The sequence below is a fragment of the Aurantiacibacter xanthus genome, assembly GCF_003584015.1.
Lineage (GTDB): Bacteria > Pseudomonadota > Alphaproteobacteria > Sphingomonadales > Sphingomonadaceae > Alteraurantiacibacter > Alteraurantiacibacter xanthus.
In genome coordinates this window covers 1-18,034 of sequence record NZ_QXFM01000111.1, presented here as the reverse complement: position 1 = coordinate 18,034, position 18,034 = coordinate 1, and the positions used below count along the sequence as shown (strand labels likewise).

Below are 18,034 nucleotides of genomic sequence, written 5' to 3'. Positions count from 1 at the left end.
ACCCTCCCGATCCCCACACGAAAGGACTGAACACCATGCTTGTCACAAGCCTGCTGCCGCTGCTCGCCCGCTATTCGCTCAGCTTCGATCTTGTCGCAGGACCTGACGACACCGTCACCCTGACCATCATCCCCCGCAAGGCTGAAGGCGCCAGCGACACTCTCGACAAAAGCGAGACACGCCCGATCGCCATTACGGCAAGCGCGACCGAGATCGATGCCGAACTCGCCAGGGGATCCGAAGGAGCACTCGGTCAGCTCATCGCCGCGCGCAAGACGCTCGCTGACCAGCTGGCAGGACAGCGCGAGGTCGCCGAAGCCGCCAAGACGGCCGCGATCGAAGCAGCGAAGGCGAAATCAGCCTCGACCCCCAAGATCCCGGCATCCAGCCCCGCGGCCAAAGCCCCGGCTCCGGCCTCTCCGCCCGCGGACGCGAAAGCGGACGAGCCTGCGAGCCTGTTCTGATCCCTCACCATCCGTTTCGACAACCAGCAGTCAGGAGACCCTAATGCAGATCAATCATCTCGAACGCGCCTACCGCTACGATGGCATTGACCTCCCCGTGCCTCCGCACCTCGCGGCCGAGCCGAACGCCCTGCGCACCTACCATGCGACACTCTATCCCGCGATTATCAACGCAGAGATCGTCGATGCCGGCGTGGTCGGAGGCGTCCATGTCACCGAATATCGCCGCGCCGTCGGGACAAAGGGCTGAGTATGGCGCGCCGCAAGCCCGCACCCATACCGCCCGCGCCCCGCAAATCCCTGCTCGAATGGATCGAATGCGATGACGGCAATCCTCCTGGAACCCAGCTCCCCGCCTGCAGCATCAAGGCCCAGACCCTCCATGCGCGGGTCGCCACCAATCCAGCCCTGGCCGGGCATGGTATCTCCGAACCGATCCCCGCCCCCACGGGACTTGCACTCCCGCCGCTCGGCTAATCTTGTCGGGCGGTCACCCGCGGTGTCGAACAATATCCCCGTCCTGTTCGATGGACCGCTGGCGCCGCACCACAAGCTGATCGGTCAATGGGTCGCGGCGCGCACTGCGGAGACGCAAAGCTTCACGCGTCCGGAAGCGCGCCGCCATATCGAACGGGTCTTCAGCAAGGCGGTTCACGAAATCCTCGGCCCCGTCGACATGGTCGAGCTACGCACGGTTGTTCTTCACGGTGACGATCACGGACCGCCTGCAATCGCAGTCGTCTGCGATAGCCTGGGCCAGATTGACCTTGGCTGGATCGAAACCGGTGATGCCCCGATCCGTTGGCGCGCCACTGTCTACAAGGCGCTTGGGCAGACGCTGGGCCGCGCTCTTCCGATCTTCGGATACGACGACCTCTTCGAAGAAGTCTCGATGTACTATTGGGAAGGCGAGACCGACGATGAAGCCGCCCGCCAGAGCATGATCGACATGTACGGCGCCGACGAAATCGAAAACAGCGAGATGACATTGCCGTCGACGATGAACGCGCGGCGCCCCGAATGGATGATCGCGGACAATGCCGCGCGGCCCTCACGTCTCCCGGCACGCTTGCGCCAGCTCCTCGCCGAACTTCACGACGCCCATGCAGCGCTCGGCAAATGCGATCCGAAACGCAGCGCCTGGCATTTCGACTTCGAGACGGTCTGCGAATATGTCCCCGGCATCGAGGAATGCGCAACCCTGCCGCCGCTGACCCTCGTACCCTTCGACCAGTTCGCGCGAGAACTCGACGATATCGGCCGCCATGGCATGGAAATGGGCTTCATGGACTTTTGCGGCCTGTGCCCTCTGCCGGACGCCAAGCGTATCGACGACTGGTTCGCCACTTTGCGCGCCGGCGCGCGCTTCCTCGACTGCGCCCAGGCCCTGCTCAAATACGACCCGACAAGAAGGTGAGACTTTCATGTCCGATTATTCGACCCATTTCGAAGCCGTTGACGGCCGTCTCGTCCTGGCCAACGCGATCCTGCTCTACCGCAGCGATACACGGGGATTGTCCCGTTCCTCTGGCGATGACAGCTTCGCCTTCGCCAGCATGCACCCGGTCACGCTCGACAGCGAGGATCGCCCCACTATCGAAGCGGGAACACCGCTGACCCGCGCGCATCTGCGCCAGTGGACCGAGGCACTCGGCCGCACCGCCATCCCCCATATCCTCCCCGAGAATGTGCTTGTCTCGAACCCTGACGTCCTCGTCTGGTGGGTGGCCGAGCAGGTACGTCCTGCCTATTTCGCCTTATCCTCCCCACCGGACGACCTGCGGGTACTTGGCGCACGGACCATCGTCCCCGTTCCCTATCCGGCACACCTCTTCGTCGCCACCCGGTCAGGCCTCGGAATCTTCGCCCTGCCGGCCAACCAAAGGCCCACGGCGGATACCAGGCTGCTGCATTCGCCGATCCTCAACGTCTTTGTCGAAGGACATTTGTGCTGGGGTAACATCGCGCGGCCCAAACAACTCTCTCCCGCCGCCATCCCCGAGTTCGAGCGCGCCGTGTTCGACAGCTGGTCCACCCATCCCAATCCCGGTCAGGAGTTTACGGTGAAGGGGAAGGGCGGTCTGATCGCGCTTTGGGACGATCTCGCCGCACGTCGGGCACGCCGGTTTCCGGTGAGCCGCCTCAAGCCGTTCATCGCCGGCGCCCGCCGAAGGACCGGACAAAAGCAGCGCGCCAACCCAGGCGATCCGTTCACCCTCGAGCGCCTGATCGCCGCAATCGCAAGGAAATGACCATGATCGCAGACGATCCGACGGCCGCGGCTATTCTCGCCGCCGTGCCTTGTTACCCCATTCCGCCATCCGGCAAGTCGCCCGCAATCGATGCTCTGCGATCCGCGCCTGCCGGTCATGGCATCGCGGTGGGATGCGACGCTGTCATGCTGATCCTGCGCCGGCCTTGGCTCGCGCTCGATGTTCCAATCACTTCCGCGATCGCCGGCTATCTTCCCTATGGCTCTGCAGGAGTGCCCCGTGCCGACCTCCTTTGCGGCCTGATTCCGCAAGAATTTCGAACCTCCATGCTCGATCACTTTCGCGCCGCACTCCCCAATGAGGCAGCGGTATTCGTGCTATGGAACGAGGTCACCCGGCAATTCTCGCTCAGTTACCCGACGATCGACGAAGCGACGCCCTCGCGCCTCGTCTACCGTACACCCGTCCTCCCGCCTGGCTGCTATATGGTCGCGGATGTTCACAGCCATGGGCGAGCGCGCGCCTTCTTCAGCGCCACCGATGATGCGGACGATGCCGATACGACCAAACTGGCGCTCGTGTTCGGCAGGATCGATGATCCCACCGGCCCCGAAATGGTCTCGCGCCTGTGCGCCGGCGGCATGTTCCTCCCCCTGCCACGCAGCCCATTCGCAGGAGAACGTCATGCACAATGACATGCCACAGCGCCATTTCCTCCCCGCCGCCTTCAGCCATCGACCAATCCGGATCCTCCTTGTCGGGTGCGGCGGCTCAGGCTCGCAGATGCTCATGGGATTGACGGCTCTCGATACCGCCCTACGCGCCATCTCCTCGCGCTCTCTCGATGTGACGACGGTCGATGACGACATCGTCACCCAGGCCAATCTTGGCCGTCAACCCTTCTACCCATGCGATGTCGGAACCTCGAAGGCGCGCACGCTAACCGAACGGATCAATCTCGCGCACGGCCTCGACTGGAAGGCCATCCATGGCCGCGCTCCTGACGCCGCTAGGCTTGATGCCACCGATCTCCTCATCACCTGTGTCGACACCGCGTCCGCGCGTCGCGCGATCGGCGCGGCGATGGAAGAGGAACGCAACAAGCCCGACTATTGGATGGACCTTGGAAACCGCGCAAATGACGGGCAGTTCATCATCGGCTGCCCAGCGCCTGAGCGAGGCGAGGAAGAAGCACGCCTGCCCACCGTTCTCGAAGCCTTTCCCGAACTCAGCCATGAAACACTGCCCGATAACGACGCGCCCTCCTGCTCGATCGCCGAGGCGCTGGAACGGCAATCGCTGTTCATCAACCGCGTCGTCGCGAGCCACGCACTCGCGCTTCTGTTCGACCTCTTTGGCCGCGGTTCCATCGGCCACGCTGGTGCGTTCATCAACCTTGGCTCGGGTCAGACCGTGCCAATCCCGCTCCCACGAATCTGCTGAAACTTGCAAAAATTGCCATATTTGCTATTTTGGGAGGATCATTTAGCCAAAGAGAGTCGCATGGCCGATCCCGCAATCGCCGCACCCCCGAAAAAGAAGGTTCCGCTGACCACCTTCCACAACCACACGGGACAATATCTCGATCTCGGGCGCCGGACACCTGTCACCATCACCAAGCATGGAAGACCTGACATCACGTTGGCCGAAGCTTCCTACTTCGAGCGGCTTGAACGAATTGCGGCCGGTCAAATTCTCTCGGTTCTGGATCTGGTTGCCGTCGACGCCGCCGACATGACCAGTGAGCATGCGGCCCTCTTCGAAGCGGCCCGTCCGACGAGAGAGGAAATCGCGTCAGATCGTTGGAACGATGACCCCGCTTCCTAAGGTCGGTGACATACTCCACTACGTCTACCTGTTCACCCACGAACAGCAAGCTGGTCGCGACGAGGGCGTCAAAACACGCCCTGTCATGGTAATCGCCACACAGGGACAGCGGGTGTTTACAGTCGCGATCACGACGAAGGCCGACAGGCAAGCCTCAACCCTGGCAATACCCGATCAGGTAGCGGACGCTGCGGGGATCGCCCGCGGCACCTCAGTCGTCGTCGACCAGTATAATCACTTCACCTGGATTGGTTACGATATCCGACCTGTGTCACCGGAACCTTCCTATGTTGCCGGTCGCATGCCTCCAGGCTTCACCAATGCAGTTATTTCCGCTCTCAAAGCCAACGCGACCGGAATCAATCGAGATTGAGTCCTCACATTACTCACGCTCAAGCATAAGCATTTGAGGTGATCAATGCCTCCAAATCAGCAAACCCAGACGGTTCTCAGGCCCTACGGGCCGCGTTAGGGAAGGGGGAGGGGCAATGGTGATCCAAAGGAGATCACCATCATGCTCACCACACGCAGCCAGCGCTGGCGCGACCGGCGCTGCCACTGGATACCAGACGCGACGGAAATCGATCCGAAACAGCTTGCCGTCGATGTCATAAGCACGAAGAACCAGGCGGCCCCATTCGTGCGGGCACATCACTACACCGCCTCGATGCCTGTCGCGCGCCTGTCGGCCGGCCTTTTCGCCAATGCGGGAGGCGGCCGCTCGGAACTGGTCGGCGTTTGCGTCTTCTCGCACCCGGTCAACAACGCCAGCGTTCCCAAGAGCGCGGGCCTTGCCGATCCGCGCACCGCCTGCGATCTCGGTCGTCTTGTCATAGACGATTCTCAGGGTGGCAATGCCGAGACCTTCCTGATCGCCCGCGCGTTTCGGCTCCTGCGCCGCGAGAAACCCGAAATCCTCTCCGTCATCTCCTATGCCGATCCGGTCCGCCGCGTTGATCCCGACGGGCGGGTGATACTCCCCGGACATTGCGGCCTCATTTATCGCGCCGCAAACAGCCAATATTCCGGCAGATCGAGCCCGCGCACCGACCTCATCCTGCCCGACGGGCAGCCGATCTCTTCACGCGCGCTGTCCAAGATCCGCAACGCCGAATGCGGACAACGCTATGCGATCGATGCGCTCCTCAGTGCCGGGGCACGCCCACCCCGCTTCGGCGAAGACCGCGCGGACTGGCTCGCCGATCTTGAGCGCACGGGCTTCCTGCGCCGACGACGCCATCCCGGATGTCATACCTATCTCTTCCCCCTCACAAAAGCGGCACGGATCGCGGCGCGCAAGGTTCCGAGCCTGCCCTATCCGGTACTCGATCGAAGCGCGACGCTGGGCGATGTAACCGCATTGCCGCTGCTCCACCATGCAGCGTGAGCCCTCGCGCGAGGACCAGTCGACATGACCGACGCCTTCGATCCCGCCGATGCGGCGTGCTGGATAGCGCATGGCCGTGCCCCGCATCATGCTCATGCCATAGCCAATGCCTGGCGCGCCTTTCCTGACCTGCCAAACGATACGCCGCTCGAAGCGCGCATGGCCCGCACCCGCGAGCGCACCGCGATGCTCAAGCCACTCCACGAACGAATAGTGCAAGAAGGCGAGCAACAACGCCAGGCGGCAAACTTCGCCCATGTCGAGCGGAAGGTTGCCGGGGGCAGCACCGACAGCCGGGATAGGGGCATTCTCCATGCCCGTGCCGTCTATGGCTATGACTGGGACGAAGCGGTAGCCTGGGCCGATGGCAATTACGCAGCGAAGGCAGGATGGGAGGCCCGGCCACCATCCCTTACTCGCCAGGGCAAACCCGATCGCCGCCGCGGCGCCTACGACCAGGGATTTCTCGATGGGGGAGGGCGGCCCGATGACATTTTCGACGTCGCCCGCCGATCCCTTGCCGCAGTCACCCCCGAACCTGCCACAGCCACCAGCCCGCCCTCCTCACGGCCTCTGCCTAGCCAGTGGCCCGCGCCCACCGATCTGCCGACACCCGTCTCATGGCACCGGCGTTTACTGCTTCTCGGCGCGACTGAACACGCCGCGGGGACAATCGGCATCCTCGCCATGCTCCATGAGCGGATAGGCCATGACGAAACCACAGTTTGTCTGATCGACGCCCAGACCGGCCTTTACGCCCTTTCTGGCGCGACCGGGCTGCCACCCGGGGATGACGAAGCACTCCGGGCGCATCTTCGTCAGCGTGATTATGCCGACATACTCGCGGTTGCGGAAGAAGCTGAACTCGCACGACTCGATACCGACTCTCATATCTTGCCACTTGCGCGAACAATGGAGCGCACGCGCAACTCGCTGCTCCAACAACGGACGCAGTTTCGTCTCTGGCTTGCCCGCGGTCGGGCTCGAGGCGAGCAGTTTGCAGCCGGCCATATTCGCTGGAGCAAAATGGCAGCAGGGCTCTCCGGACGTCTCGGCGATTTCACTGTCCGCTACGCCGGCCCCGCGCATCCGCGGGGACACCGGATCATCGTCGAAGACGCCTATGGCGAGACCGCAACAGGTTACCGCACTGCGCGCGGCCATGATCTCAATCCCGAAATCGTTATCGGCAACAAGAGCCATCTGCGATCCGCGATGACCGAGCTGCTGCGCCAATATGCCGCGGCCCTGCGCCTGGGATGATCCGATGCGCGATCAGCTCCAATCCGACCGCCCCGCTTCGCGCTGACAGGAAAGGGAAGGGGGAGAGGGGCGGGTGCTTGCCATTGGAGCATCACAGGAGTCCCCCTATGAAAATCGAACTGCGACGTATCACCCACAGCGCCGCGCTATCCCAAGAAACCACTGCCTATCGCGCGGAAATCTGGATCGATGGCGAATTGGCCTTCCATGCCCATAACCAGGGGCACGGGTCCGCCGATTTCTTCGACAAGGTCGGTTGCTGGGATCTGGCTGAGGTCGATACGTGGCTGAAGGCCAACCGGGCGCCAACCGTTCTGGGCGACATAACCCTCGATCATGATCTCGAAGCCGAAGTGAGCGATCTGCTGACACGCGCACTCGAAGGCCGACGGCTGAAACGTCTGCTGCGCACCAATCTGGTCACCATCGAGAAGGACCAGATCTTCCAACATCCACTGCGCAAGCGCCCGATCGCTACCATCTCTAGCGCCGTGCTCGCCACCAATCCCAAGGCTGTCGTCGTCAATGGCGCCGGAGACGAGGTCTTCGAGCACGCCCTCGACCTGCTGATGACCCGTTAGTGACGCTCCAGGTCGGGCCGTGGGCCTGACCGCGATCTTTGCCATGCCCGCGCTGCGACGCCCTTAGCGTCACTCCCGTTCCCGCATGGACTGCTCGCCCCGACGTGCCCCGCACCCCCAGGGCAGGCCGAGCCCTCAACATCGCCTGAAAAGGAAGCTTCCATGCGAAACAGTGCATCCGCGCTGGCGCTCCAGCTGTGCCTGGACTTCGACCAGCCCATCAAGCCCTCGCCAGAACCGCCGAAGACATCCCCTATCGCCTCCGACCTGTTCGAGGTGAAGGCAAAGCCGCCGCACGTGCTGCCGGTCGATTTCTCGTTCGCTGGCGGAAGGACACTCGCCCCGTCGTGGAAGGGCCGCGCCCATGACAATATCGAGGCGATCCGCCTGCTGAACCTGATCGATCGCGAAAATCGAACTGCGACGCGTGCGGAACAGGAAGCGATCGCGAAGTTCATCGGCTTCGGCGCGTCCGAGCTTGCCAACAACATCTTCGCCCGCCGTGGCGATGAATACCGGCAGGGCTGGGAAGAACTCGGGCAAAGCCTTGTCGCTGAAACCACCGAAACCGAACTTCAGTCGCTCAAGCGTGCCACGCAATATGCGCACTATACGCCTGAATACATCATCCGGGCCATGTGGGAGGCCGCCCGCATCCTCGGCTTCACCGGCGGCCAGATCCTCGAACCCGGTTGCGGCAGCGGGTTGTTCATGGGGCTGCGGCCGGACTTCCTCTCCAGCGACACGCTCTTCGTCGGTATCGAGAACGACCCAGTCACCGCACGCGTTACCGGTGCCCTCTATCCCAGCCAGCTCATCCGTTGCATCGATTTCGACAAGGCATCGCTGCCCGGCGATTTCGATCTCGCGATCGGGAATCCGCCCTTCTCGAACGTAACGGTGCAGAACCGTTCGGCTCCCGGACGCCTGGGACTCTCGCTCCATGATTTCTTCATCGCCCGGTCCATCGAGCAGCTTCGCCCCGGCGGCATCGCCATGTTCGTCACGTCGCGATATTCACTCGACAAGAGCGATCCTAAAGCGCGGCAACATATTGATGCCATGGCCGATTTCCTCGGAGCGGTGCGCCTGCCGGGGAAAGCCATGCGCGACGAGGCGGGCACCGACGTCGTCGTCGACATCCTCCTCTTCCAGAAACATCAGCCCGATGCCTCCCGTCCCCGGCGCCACTGGCTCGACCTTGCCGACATAGAAGGCAGCGACGAGGGTAGTGGTCCGCTGCGGATCAACAGCTACTTCCTCGATCATCCCGATCATGTGCTCGGCACTCATGAATGGCGCAGCGGCCAATATGGCATGGAATATGGCTGCGCCGCCGCACCTGACGCCGACATTCCCGCCCTGCTGGCTGCTACGCTGACGGAAATCGCGTCCCGCGAGGCCGGTTCCTTCAGGCCAATCGAGCGGACGACTTCGCTCCGCGACAGAACGGACGTCTCGCTTGACCTCTCGATCGGCACTGCGGCCGACGAGGCCGATTTCAAGGAAGGCAGCTATCTCGTATCCGGCGGCGCACTGCACCAGATCGTCGATGGCATACCCACGACCGTCGCGGTCAAATCCGGCCGGGGCGAACCGGGTCTCTTCGCCAAACATGCCAACGTCATCCGCGCGCTCATCCCGATCCGAGACACCGTCCGGACCATTCTGCGCGCCCAGCTAAACGACGAACCCTACACCATCCTGCAGGAGCGGCTGCTCACGCACTACCGGGCCTTCGTCAAGAAGAACGGCCCGATCAACCGCACCGTCACCACGATCCGTACCGACCCGGACACGGGAGCCGAGAAGGAATATCAGCGGCGCCCCAATCTTCAGCCCTTCCTCGACGACCCCGATGTCTGGCTGGTCGCCTCGATCGAAACCTATGACGAGGCGAACGACGTCGGCACGCCGGGTCCGATCTTCACCGAGCGCGTCGTCAAGCCCCCCGTTACTCATGAAATCCACTCCGCGCAGGATGCCCTCGCGCTCTCCCTCCATGAACGCGGACGGGTCGATATAACCCTGATAGCCGAGTTGCTCGGCACCAGCGAGGCACAGGCGCTGAGCGACCTGGCTGAAGACGTCTATCTCGACCCCATCCGCAGCACGCCGCATTTCAACAACTGGGTTCCCGCAGACGAGGCGCTTTCCGGCCCGGTCCGCACCAAGCTCGCCCTAGCGCGAGAAAAGGCCGATCTCGATCCCCGTTTCCTCGCCACCGCCGCGGCGCTGGAGGACGTGCAGCCGGTCGATCTCAAGCCGAGCGAGATCACCGCGCGGCTGGGAGCTCCCTGGATACCGACCGATGTCATCGAGACCTTCATCGCCGAAACGATGGAGATCGAGACCCGCATCTTTCACACCGTGAACATCGCGAGCTGGACCGTCGACAAGTCTCCCTTCGAGGGACATGTTAGCTCGACCTCGACCTGGGGAACCCCGCGCCGCAGCGCCGCCGACCTCATCGAGGACGCGCTCAACTCCCACATTCCCAAAATTTACGACGTCATCCGTGAGGCCGACGGATCAGAGCGGCGCGAACTCAACACGATCGACACCGAGGCTGCCAAGGAGAAGCTGACGGCCATCAAATCGACCTTCGAGACATGGGTCTGGCAGGAAAGCGACCGCGCTGACCGCCTCGTTCGCATCTATAACGACGCCTACAACAATCTCGTGCCCCGCGCCTTCAACGGCAAGCACCTGAAGCTGCCGGGCGCATCGGACGCCATCCGGATGCGCGATCACCAGAAGCGTGTCGTCTGGCGGATCATCGCGGCCGGCTCCACCTACGTCGCGCACTCGGTCGGCGCCGGCAAGACGTTCAGCCTCTGCGCCGCCGTGATGGAGCAGCGCCGGCTCGGTCTCGCCAACAAGCCAATGGTCGCAGTGCCCAATCACTGCCTCGCCCAGATCGCCCGCGAGTTCCTGATGCTCTACCCGACCGCACGGATCCTCGTCGCCGACGACACCAACTTCGTGAAGGAAAAACGCCAGCGATTCCTCGCGCGCGCGGCCACCGGCAACTGGGATGCGATCATCATCACCCATGATGCCTTCAAGTTCATCCCGACTCCGGCGACGTTCGAGAAGGAGTTCATCGAAGACCAACTCGCGAGCTACGAAGCCCTCGTCGACAACATCGACAGTAATGACCGCGTCTCCCGCAAACGCGTCGAGCGCCTCAAGGAAGGGCTTCAGCGTCGCCTCGAGAACCTGCGTTCCCGCAAGGACGATCTCGTCCATATCGGCGAGATCGGCATCGATCAGATCATCGTCGATGAAGCCCAGCAGTTCCGCAAGCTCACTTTCGCGACGAACCTCGGCGACCTCAAGGGCGTCGATCCTGTCGGTTCACAGCGCGCGTGGGATCTCTATGTCAAATCCCGCTACCTTTCCGGTATCAATCCCGGACGCGAACTGATCCTCTCATCCGGCACGCCAATCACCAACACGCTCGGCGAAATGTACACGCTGCAGCGGTTCATGCAGCACGACGAGCTTTACTCGAAGGGTTTGCACGAGTTCGACGCCTGGGCCGCCAATTTCGGCGACACGCGCACCGAACTCGAACTGCAGCCCAGCGGTAGCTACAAGCCGGTCACCCGCTTCTGCGAATTCGTCAACGTCGCCGACCTGATGGCGATGTACCGCAGCGTCGCCGATGTCGTGCTGAAGGACGACCTGCGCCAATATGTGCAGCTCCCCACCATCCGGGGCGGCAAGCGGCAGATCGTTGTCGCCCAGTCCGCCGCGCCCTTCAAAGCCTATCAGCGGGTGCTCGCCAAGCGCATCAAAGCCATCGAAAGCCGTAGCGGTCGCCCGCAGAAGGGCGATGACATCATCCTGTCGGTCATCACCGACGGCAGGCACTCGGCGATCGACCTGCGCTTCGTCGATGCCGGGATCGGCAACGAAGAGGGCAACAAGCTCAATCTCCTGATCGAGAACGTCCACCGCATCTGGCGGGAGACCAGCGAGAACCGCTACACCGACCCGGAAACCGGCAAGCCCTATCAGCTGCCCGGCGCCGTACAGATGATCTTTTCGGATCTCGGAACCGAGGCCGCCATCGAGACGCGCGGCTTCTCCGCCTATGTCTGGATTCGTGACCGGCTGATCGCGATGGGCATCCCTGCCGATCAGATCGCCTTCATGCAGCATTACAAGAAGAACAGCGCCAAGCAGCGCCTGTTCAATGACCTCAACCAGGGGCGCAAGCGGATCGTCCTCGGTTCGACAGCGACAATGGGAACCGGCGTCAACGCACAGCAGCGCCTGAAAGCCCTGCATCATCTCGATGTGCCGTGGATTCCCTCCGATATCGAGCAGCGCGAAGGCCGGATCGAGCGCCAGGGCAACCAGAACGACGAAATCGAACTCTATGGCTATGCCACAAGCGGCTCGATGGACGCGACCAACTGGCAGATGCTCGAGCGCAAGGCCCGCTTTATCGCCATGGCCATGTCGGGCGACCGCTCCATTCGCCGGATCGAAGATGTCGGTTCGAACGTCAGCCAGTTCGCCCTCGCGAAAGCCCTTGCGTCCGGCGATGACCGTTTGATGAGAAAAGCCGGGCTGGATGCCGAAGTCGCCCGGCTGGAGCGGCTGCGCGATGCCCATGTCGACGACCAGTTCAATATCCGCAGAACCATCAGGCGCACGATCGACGCGATCGATGAGGGCAGGGCGCGGATCGTCAGGCTCGAACAGGATATAGCCCAGCGTATACCAGCGAGGGAGGATGAGGTCATATTGGCGTTGGAAGGCCAAATCATCTCCGACCGCAAGGCTGCCGGCGAGCGGATCATCCGGAAAGCCCTCGACCTGCGCAAGAGTGGCGCCGACACCCTTATCATCGGATCACTGAGCGGCATCGACCTCAAGGTCACCAGCCACCCCGCCCTGAGTGACGACGGCAGGCGCTACCTGCGCGTGATGATCGCACCGGTACATCACGGCCAGGACCGTGCGTTCGAGATCAGCGAGAAGACCCGGTGGAGCACAGCACTTGGCCGACTGGAATCCTCTCTCGCCAATCTCGATGCCGACCTGGCCGAAGCGAGAGGAAGTCTTGAAGCCAATGAGCGGCGCCTGCCCGCGTTCCAGGCACGCCTTGGTCAGGAATTCCCCGAAACCGCGTTGCTGGAGGAAAAACAGCGCGAACTGGCAGAACTCGAAGCCGAACTGGCCGCGACCAGGGGTGAGTTCGATTCCGACAATGACGATGAGGCACGGGCTGACCGGGGCGATGGCGAGGCTCTCGATTGCGTGGAGCCGGTGCTGGACATGGTCGTGGGTGAGTGAACCGCAGAGAATGGAGCAGACCGTTAGGGCAATACATGACCTGAGTTGGTAGATGCGTCGCCGAGATCATCCTTGTAAATCTTCCATGTGCCGGAAGATTTACAAGGATGACACCAGCCCCACGGGCTGTCACCATTCGAGCGTGAGCGCAAAGGCTGCGACAATTGCCAGAATTACCGGCGTTCCGGTCAGATAGAGCTTCTGCCAGCGCCACCATGTTCCCGGCACGAACAGCAGGACCGCGCGCACCGATCCAAGGCCGCGCCAAAACCGTTCGCGCCACAGCTGAACCGCGACCATTGTCCCCGAAAGAAAGAGCGTGAGCATGCAGACAAGCGTGGTCGCCGCATACAGCGCCGTCCAGTTCATGATCTCGGCTTGCGACATCTCGCCTTCACCTTTCGCATCTGGATCCCGAACCCCATGAGCCTACAGCACGCTGCCTGATTCTCCTAAATCACAGGGGTAGACAATCGGATCTCCACCAGATCACCGCCAGACCCCGGCCCACGCTCTCCGAGATCGCGGCCATATCGCGCACGCGCGAGCCTCATGGCCCAAAGCTGAGAGGGGTGGGGAAGGGGGGCGGCAAGGCGGATCGCGCAACGCAGTCCCGCCGTTTGCCCGCCCATCCCGGAGATAGATATGCACAAAAACCCGCAGGCCGGTTCCCGCACCGAGCGCATCGCCATCCTCAACGACCGCTGCCGGCAGGGCCTCGATCGCGGTTCGCGCACTGTTATCACCAGAAACTGCCTTGCCCGCCTGGCTGGTGAAGGTGGCCTCGTTGCCGAGCTGCTCGCGCAAGCGGCGATCATGGCGGCCGTGCGCGGTGCGAGCTTCGATCGCGACAGCCCTGAACGCGACATGGGTTCAATCACCGTCCGCGAGGTCAAAATCCTTTTCAAGATCGATTACTATGACGAGAATCTGGAATTCGGCTCCGAAGATCCAGCCGACGCGGCGAAAACCACCCGCGTCCTCACCATCATGCTGCCCGAGGATTACTGATTCTCGGCGGTCCGGAGCACCGTTCTCCGCAGAGTAGTGACCTCAGCGGTCGAACGACCGCAATCGCCACCATTGCCCCCAATCACTCACAGAAAGGAGCTTCCCGATGGGCTCCGCCGACCGCCACATCAAGGCGATCTGCAAGCTGTTCGACGCCTGCCAGTATCGTCACGATCGCTACACGCTGTTTTCGGATTTCATCGAAGCCGCAGCGATCAGCCTGTCCAACAGTGTCGATCTCACCCAGAGCCAAGCCCGCGAGACGCGCTACATGGAGATTATCGGGCGGTACGACCGCGACGTCATCGACACTTTCCCGCGCATCTTCGCAGAAGTCACCTTCGCGATGGAGGCCGAGACGTGCGACGTGCTGGGCCGCGTGTTCGGCGAGCTCGGTCTCGCCAATGCCGCCCGCGGCCAGTTCTTCACCCCCTACAGCATCTGCCGGATGATGGCGACCATGACCGCGGACTCGTGTCCTGAGGACAGAATCGCAAAGGAGGGATTTCTGACCCTTTGCGAGCCTGCCTGCGGGGCAGGCGCCATGGTGATCGCGACCTGCGAAACGCTGCGCGACGCCGGGATCAACTATCAGCGGCACCTCCATGTGACCGCGATCGATATCGATCCACGCGCGGTCCATATGGCCTACATCCAGTTCACGCTGCTCCATGTGCCGGCAATCGTCATCATCGGCGACTCACTCGCCGGCACAACACGCGAACTCTGGTACACGCCCGCCCATATTCTCGGCGGCTGGAATGCAAAGCTCGCCGCGCGCGCCAAGTGCCATGCCGCAGATGCTCCATCGGATGGTGAGGCACCGGCCTCACTCCAGAACCGACAACCATTCCTTCCACCGCCTGACGGTTCCGCCAGTCTGCATACCCCTATTCAGCTGTCGCTCTTCCCGAGCGCGGGCAAGCCGCCGCAGCGCTGAGACCACTCGCATCGGCCGCTGCCGTCCCACGCCGCTTGATCCGGTTCCCGGACCCGCAAATTCGAAGAGTGGAGGGAGAGAAGGCGGGGTGGACCCAAGCCAAACAAGGAGACACGCTATGTCCGCTCAGTCGATCTACACCCACGCCCCGCTCGGAGCGCTTGTTCGATACAGCAATGGCCAGCCGATGCCGCCCGAATGCCATCGCAAAAAGCTTGCCGCATGGAAGAGCAGCAACGGGTCGGGCCGTGTCGTTCGCAAGACACACGAAGCGGTACGCCCGACCTACACCCACCCGGCCGGTTTCACGCTCCACGAAGGCAATTTCGGGAGCGAAGGCGTTATCGTCCTGGTGGTTCACAAAAGCTTTTCCGTCACCAGCACGCTCACCTTCGAGATCGTCGAAGAACCTGCGCCGGGTTCGGTCCGTATTCTCACCAGCTTCCAGGGCGAAGACGAGCTGCGCCATCTCGCTCCGGACATGGCTACCGCCGAGGACTGGCTTTCCAGCCATCACTATACCGGCGCGCGGCTCGAAATCGTAGGCGAGCATGAAGCCAGCGCTGAGACCCTAGGCCAGGCAGCGTGAACAGGGCAGGGGGTCACAGACCTTCCGACGAAGCACGCATGTGGCTTCTCGTGCGGATTCACGACCTCCTCTCCGCCTATCTTCTCGACCACTGCCCGGAAGAGCAGAACTGGGAAGACTTCGACGTAGACATCGACGCCCTGCGCACCGATGTGGCGACCCTACGCGACCAGCATTTGACGCAGATCGCCAGCCAGAACGAAGCGCACCCCTCACACCCGGTCAATCGGGTGTGAGGGCACGCCGGCACGACCGTTCCCCTTTTTTGATGAGGAAACTGACCGTGACCATCACACACCATGTCCATGTCTATGCCATCGTTCGCATCAAGCTTGCCGTGACCGCGACCGATCATTTCGACGCGATGAAACACGCCGACAGCATCATGACGGAGTCCAGTTATCCCGTGCGCCTCGTCCCCGGCGGATCATAAGTTCTCGACGCCGAACCCGCCGATGAAATCAGCGGCTACCTGGTCGACGAGACCGGCGACCCGCAGTTCGAGAAATCCCGTTTCTACGGATGCGACCACAAACCTTGCGACCTCGCTCAACCCGGCGCGTCGCCGGCGCAAGGGGAGGGGGAGGGAGAAGGGCGGAGCGTCGGCTGATCGTGTGATGTCCACCGGTTTCGGCGCCCTTTCGCCCCAAGCCGTCTTCCGAAAGGACCGCCGATGACCCAGCCATTCTCCAGCACCGAACCCCGCTTATGGAGCCAGACCCACTGCGATGACCGCGGCAATTTCGCCTATAGCGGGGACCTCTATATCGCGGGCGAGCATCTTCCTGATCTCTGCCGCAGGATCGATCTCCATCTGACACGAACTATCGTGGGCGCACGGTTTTCCGTTACCGGCGAGCGCTTCTCCGGCGGGCGCAGCATCCGCGTTGAGCTTCTCGATGCGCCCGGGGATCTTTCCGACGAGGACGCGCGCCGCGCCTTCGAAACCCTCATCAGCGACCAGGCGGAACGTTTCAATGTCGCGAATGGCAATCTTCTGCAGGACTATATGATCTGCTCATTCTTCCTGCGCGTGAGCATCGGCACAACCTATTGGTCAGCGCTATCCGCCAGACGCGGCCATGCCAATCCTGTCGAGGCTCGCATCCCACTCGCGCGGTTCAAGCGCCAGCTCAGGCCGGGCCACAAACTGAAACTGATTGCCGCGCGTGCCGGCCACCGGGCCCTCGGGACTATCCGGACCGTCACAGCAGTCCGCTCGGGCGACCTCATTCTCGAAGACCGGTCCTATCTCTCCTTCCCCCGTGCATCCGCTTTCGCCTGCGACGGCAAGCTCATCCGCATCGCGAACGGACGTGACGAGGATCCCGATGATCACCTGCTCTACGAGTGGATTCAGGACGCCGCCTGACCGATCGCTTTCAATCCCGCGCGCCTGCGGCGCACAAAGCGAAGAGGGATGGTGCGATTTGATCATGCAGATCTTCGGCGCACCCCACAACTCCGCCCTCTGATCCGCACGATCACATCACCGACAACCGCAACCACAGCCCGCGCTTTCGCGGGCTTTTTTGCATTTGGGAGGACCATATGCCTCGCCGACTTCATCAGCTGGCAGATCCGAATGCCGACGACAATCAATTCAGCAAGCTCCTGGTATTGCTCCGCGCCCTTCAGATCACCGAAGTGTCTTTCTCGCTTAACGGCGGCGGCGACCAGGGCGAAACCGACCTCGATCACGTGCGCTACCACGACGGCACCGAGAATATGTCTATCCCGGAAGTTCCGGTCGGGATCGACGCGGTCGGACGCCCTGCCATGCTCTGCTATGCCCTCAGCGAATTCGCGGCCGATCTTCCTGAAGGCGATTGGTGCAACAATGAGGGCGGCTATGGCACCGTCACCATCCAGCCCTTCGCTGACTGCCCCTGCGACTGCGACATGACCTATCGCCAGGATGGGGACTGGGAAGACGACGACGAACTTGATGACGACCTGGAGGCATTCGTCCTCGACCCCGAGACCGCGCCTGCCGGCCCGCCCGCCATCATCATCGGGGAGGCACAGGCATGAGGCACAACAACCCATCCTTCGAACGCTGTCTCGCGCGCGCCGCAACCACCCTGCATCGGGCTCTGTTGCAAAAATCGTGAAGCTTGAGCATGCTTGGCGGAGATTGGACGGACGGAACGATGACGGATTTCAAGTGGCGCCATTTCCAGGGTGATGTGATCCTGTGGGCGGTGCGCTGGTATTGTCGCTATCCGATCAGCTATCGCGACCTTGAGGAAATGCTGGCGGAACGCGGCATTTCGGTCGACCATACGACGATCTATCGCTGGGTCCAGTGCTACGCCCCGGAGATGGAGAAGCGGCTGCGCTGGTTCTGGCGGCGTGGCTTTGATCCGAGCTGGCGCCTGGATGAAACCTACGTCAAGGTGCGGGGCAAGTGGACCTACCTGTACCGGGCAGTCGACAAGCGGGG

At 62.4% G+C, this 18,034-nt stretch carries 22 protein-coding genes; 20 read left to right on the top strand and 2 right to left on the bottom strand.

What is annotated here, in order from left to right; genetic code table 11:
• Positions 1 to 35 precede the first annotated feature (35 nt).
• The 12 genes from D2V17_RS12440 (at position 36) to D2V17_RS12380 (ending at position 13,048) form a co-directional block, all read left to right on the top strand.
• On the top strand, positions 36 to 464 hold the full coding sequence (locus D2V17_RS12440) for a PRTRC system protein E (RefSeq protein WP_022684437.1): 429 nt from the start codon (positions 36 to 38) through the stop codon (positions 462 to 464).
• Between the two features lie 43 nt (positions 465 to 507).
• Positions 508 to 714: a PRTRC system protein C gene (locus D2V17_RS12435; RefSeq protein ID WP_022684438.1), complete on the top strand. Its 207-nt coding sequence runs from the start codon at positions 508 to 510 to the stop codon at positions 712 to 714.
• Between the two features lie 249 nt (positions 715 to 963).
• Positions 964 to 1,881, top strand: coding sequence for a hypothetical protein (locus D2V17_RS12425; RefSeq protein ID WP_238564993.1), 918 nt, complete (start codon positions 964 to 966; stop codon positions 1,879 to 1,881).
• Between the two features lie 7 nt (positions 1,882 to 1,888).
• Positions 1,889 to 2,716 (top strand): PRTRC system protein B, encoded by an 828-nt coding sequence (locus D2V17_RS12420; RefSeq protein ID WP_022684441.1) that lies wholly within the window; start codon positions 1,889 to 1,891, stop codon positions 2,714 to 2,716.
• Positions 2,717 to 2,718: 2 nt separating this feature from the next.
• On the top strand, positions 2,719 to 3,372 hold the full coding sequence (locus D2V17_RS12415; RefSeq protein ID WP_081643391.1) for a PRTRC system protein A: 654 nt from the start codon (positions 2,719 to 2,721) through the stop codon (positions 3,370 to 3,372).
• Positions 3,362 to 4,120: a PRTRC system ThiF family protein gene (locus D2V17_RS12410; RefSeq protein WP_022684443.1), complete on the top strand. Its 759-nt coding sequence runs from the start codon at positions 3,362 to 3,364 to the stop codon at positions 4,118 to 4,120. Before D2V17_RS12415 ends, D2V17_RS12410 begins: the two co-directional genes overlap by 11 nt.
• A gap of 60 nt (positions 4,121 to 4,180) precedes the next feature.
• Positions 4,181 to 4,504, top strand: a complete 324-nt coding sequence (locus tag D2V17_RS12405) for a type II toxin-antitoxin system prevent-host-death family antitoxin (RefSeq protein WP_022684444.1) — start codon at positions 4,181 to 4,183, stop codon at positions 4,502 to 4,504.
• Positions 4,488 to 4,877 carry a hypothetical protein gene (locus D2V17_RS21385; protein ID WP_022684445.1) on the top strand — a complete coding sequence of 130 codons (390 nt, stop codon included), beginning with the start codon at positions 4,488 to 4,490 and terminating at the stop codon, positions 4,875 to 4,877. The genes D2V17_RS12405 and D2V17_RS21385 overlap by 17 nt, the downstream gene beginning before the upstream one ends.
• Before the next feature lie 141 nt (positions 4,878 to 5,018).
• The gene (locus tag D2V17_RS12395; RefSeq protein ID WP_022684446.1) at positions 5,019 to 5,891 is read left to right on the top strand and encodes a Mom family adenine methylcarbamoylation protein; all 873 of its coding nucleotides are present in this window, start codon (positions 5,019 to 5,021) and stop codon (positions 5,889 to 5,891) included.
• Positions 5,892 to 5,915: 24 nt separating this feature from the next.
• Entirely contained in the window at positions 5,916 to 7,154 is a 1,239-nt protein-coding gene (locus D2V17_RS12390; RefSeq protein WP_022684447.1) for a hypothetical protein, read from the top strand.
• Positions 7,155 to 7,261: 107 nt separating this feature from the next.
• Complete coding sequence (locus D2V17_RS12385; RefSeq protein WP_022684448.1) at positions 7,262 to 7,735, top strand: hypothetical protein; 474 nt, start codon at positions 7,262 to 7,264, stop codon at positions 7,733 to 7,735.
• Between the two features lie 162 nt (positions 7,736 to 7,897).
• Entirely contained in the window at positions 7,898 to 13,048 is a 5,151-nt protein-coding gene (locus tag D2V17_RS12380) for a helicase-related protein (protein ID WP_022684449.1), read from the top strand.
• 129 nt (positions 13,049 to 13,177) lie between these two features.
• Here D2V17_RS12380 and D2V17_RS12375 read toward each other — a convergent pair whose 3' ends face one another.
• Positions 13,178 to 13,435, bottom strand: coding sequence for a hypothetical protein (locus tag D2V17_RS12375; protein WP_022684450.1), 258 nt, complete (start codon positions 13,433 to 13,435; stop codon positions 13,178 to 13,180).
• 258 nt (positions 13,436 to 13,693) lie between these two features.
• Here D2V17_RS12375 and D2V17_RS12370 point away from each other — a divergent pair, with 258 nt between their 5' ends.
• From D2V17_RS12370 to D2V17_RS21970, 5 genes are all read left to right on the top strand, one after another.
• Complete coding sequence (locus D2V17_RS12370) at positions 13,694 to 14,059, top strand: DUF3768 domain-containing protein (protein WP_066560130.1); 366 nt, start codon at positions 13,694 to 13,696, stop codon at positions 14,057 to 14,059.
• Positions 14,060 to 14,165: 106 nt separating this feature from the next.
• Positions 14,166 to 14,999, top strand: a complete 834-nt coding sequence (locus D2V17_RS12365; protein WP_022684105.1) for an N-6 DNA methylase — start codon at positions 14,166 to 14,168, stop codon at positions 14,997 to 14,999.
• A gap of 118 nt (positions 15,000 to 15,117) precedes the next feature.
• The gene (locus D2V17_RS12360; RefSeq protein WP_022684104.1) at positions 15,118 to 15,588 is read left to right on the top strand and encodes a hypothetical protein; all 471 of its coding nucleotides are present in this window, start codon (positions 15,118 to 15,120) and stop codon (positions 15,586 to 15,588) included.
• A 38-nt stretch (positions 15,589 to 15,626) separates the two neighbouring features.
• Positions 15,627 to 15,824, top strand: coding sequence for a hypothetical protein (locus D2V17_RS12355; RefSeq protein WP_022684103.1), 198 nt, complete (start codon positions 15,627 to 15,629; stop codon positions 15,822 to 15,824).
• A 47-nt stretch (positions 15,825 to 15,871) separates the two neighbouring features.
• Positions 15,872 to 16,021, top strand: coding sequence for a hypothetical protein (locus tag D2V17_RS21970; protein WP_338010741.1), 150 nt, complete (start codon positions 15,872 to 15,874; stop codon positions 16,019 to 16,021).
• Here the strand turns inward: D2V17_RS21970 and D2V17_RS21965 are convergent.
• The gene (locus D2V17_RS21965) at positions 16,016 to 16,141 is read right to left on the bottom strand and encodes a hypothetical protein (RefSeq protein WP_342767844.1); all 126 of its coding nucleotides are present in this window, start codon (positions 16,139 to 16,141) and stop codon (positions 16,016 to 16,018) included. The genes D2V17_RS21970 and D2V17_RS21965 overlap by 6 nt on opposite strands.
• A gap of 120 nt (positions 16,142 to 16,261) precedes the next feature.
• Here D2V17_RS21965 and D2V17_RS12345 point away from each other — a divergent pair, with 120 nt between their 5' ends.
• The 3 genes from D2V17_RS12345 to D2V17_RS12330 all read left to right on the top strand — a co-directional run.
• Positions 16,262 to 16,960: a hypothetical protein gene (locus D2V17_RS12345; protein WP_022684100.1), complete on the top strand. Its 699-nt coding sequence runs from the start codon at positions 16,262 to 16,264 to the stop codon at positions 16,958 to 16,960.
• Positions 16,961 to 17,208: 248 nt separating this feature from the next.
• Positions 17,209 to 17,622 (top strand): hypothetical protein, encoded by a 414-nt coding sequence (locus D2V17_RS12340; RefSeq protein WP_147367393.1) that lies wholly within the window; start codon positions 17,209 to 17,211, stop codon positions 17,620 to 17,622.
• A gap of 119 nt (positions 17,623 to 17,741) precedes the next feature.
• Positions 17,742 to 18,034, top strand: a 293-nt coding sequence (locus D2V17_RS12330; RefSeq protein WP_119593042.1) for an IS6 family transposase, incomplete at its 3' end; no start/stop codon positions are given.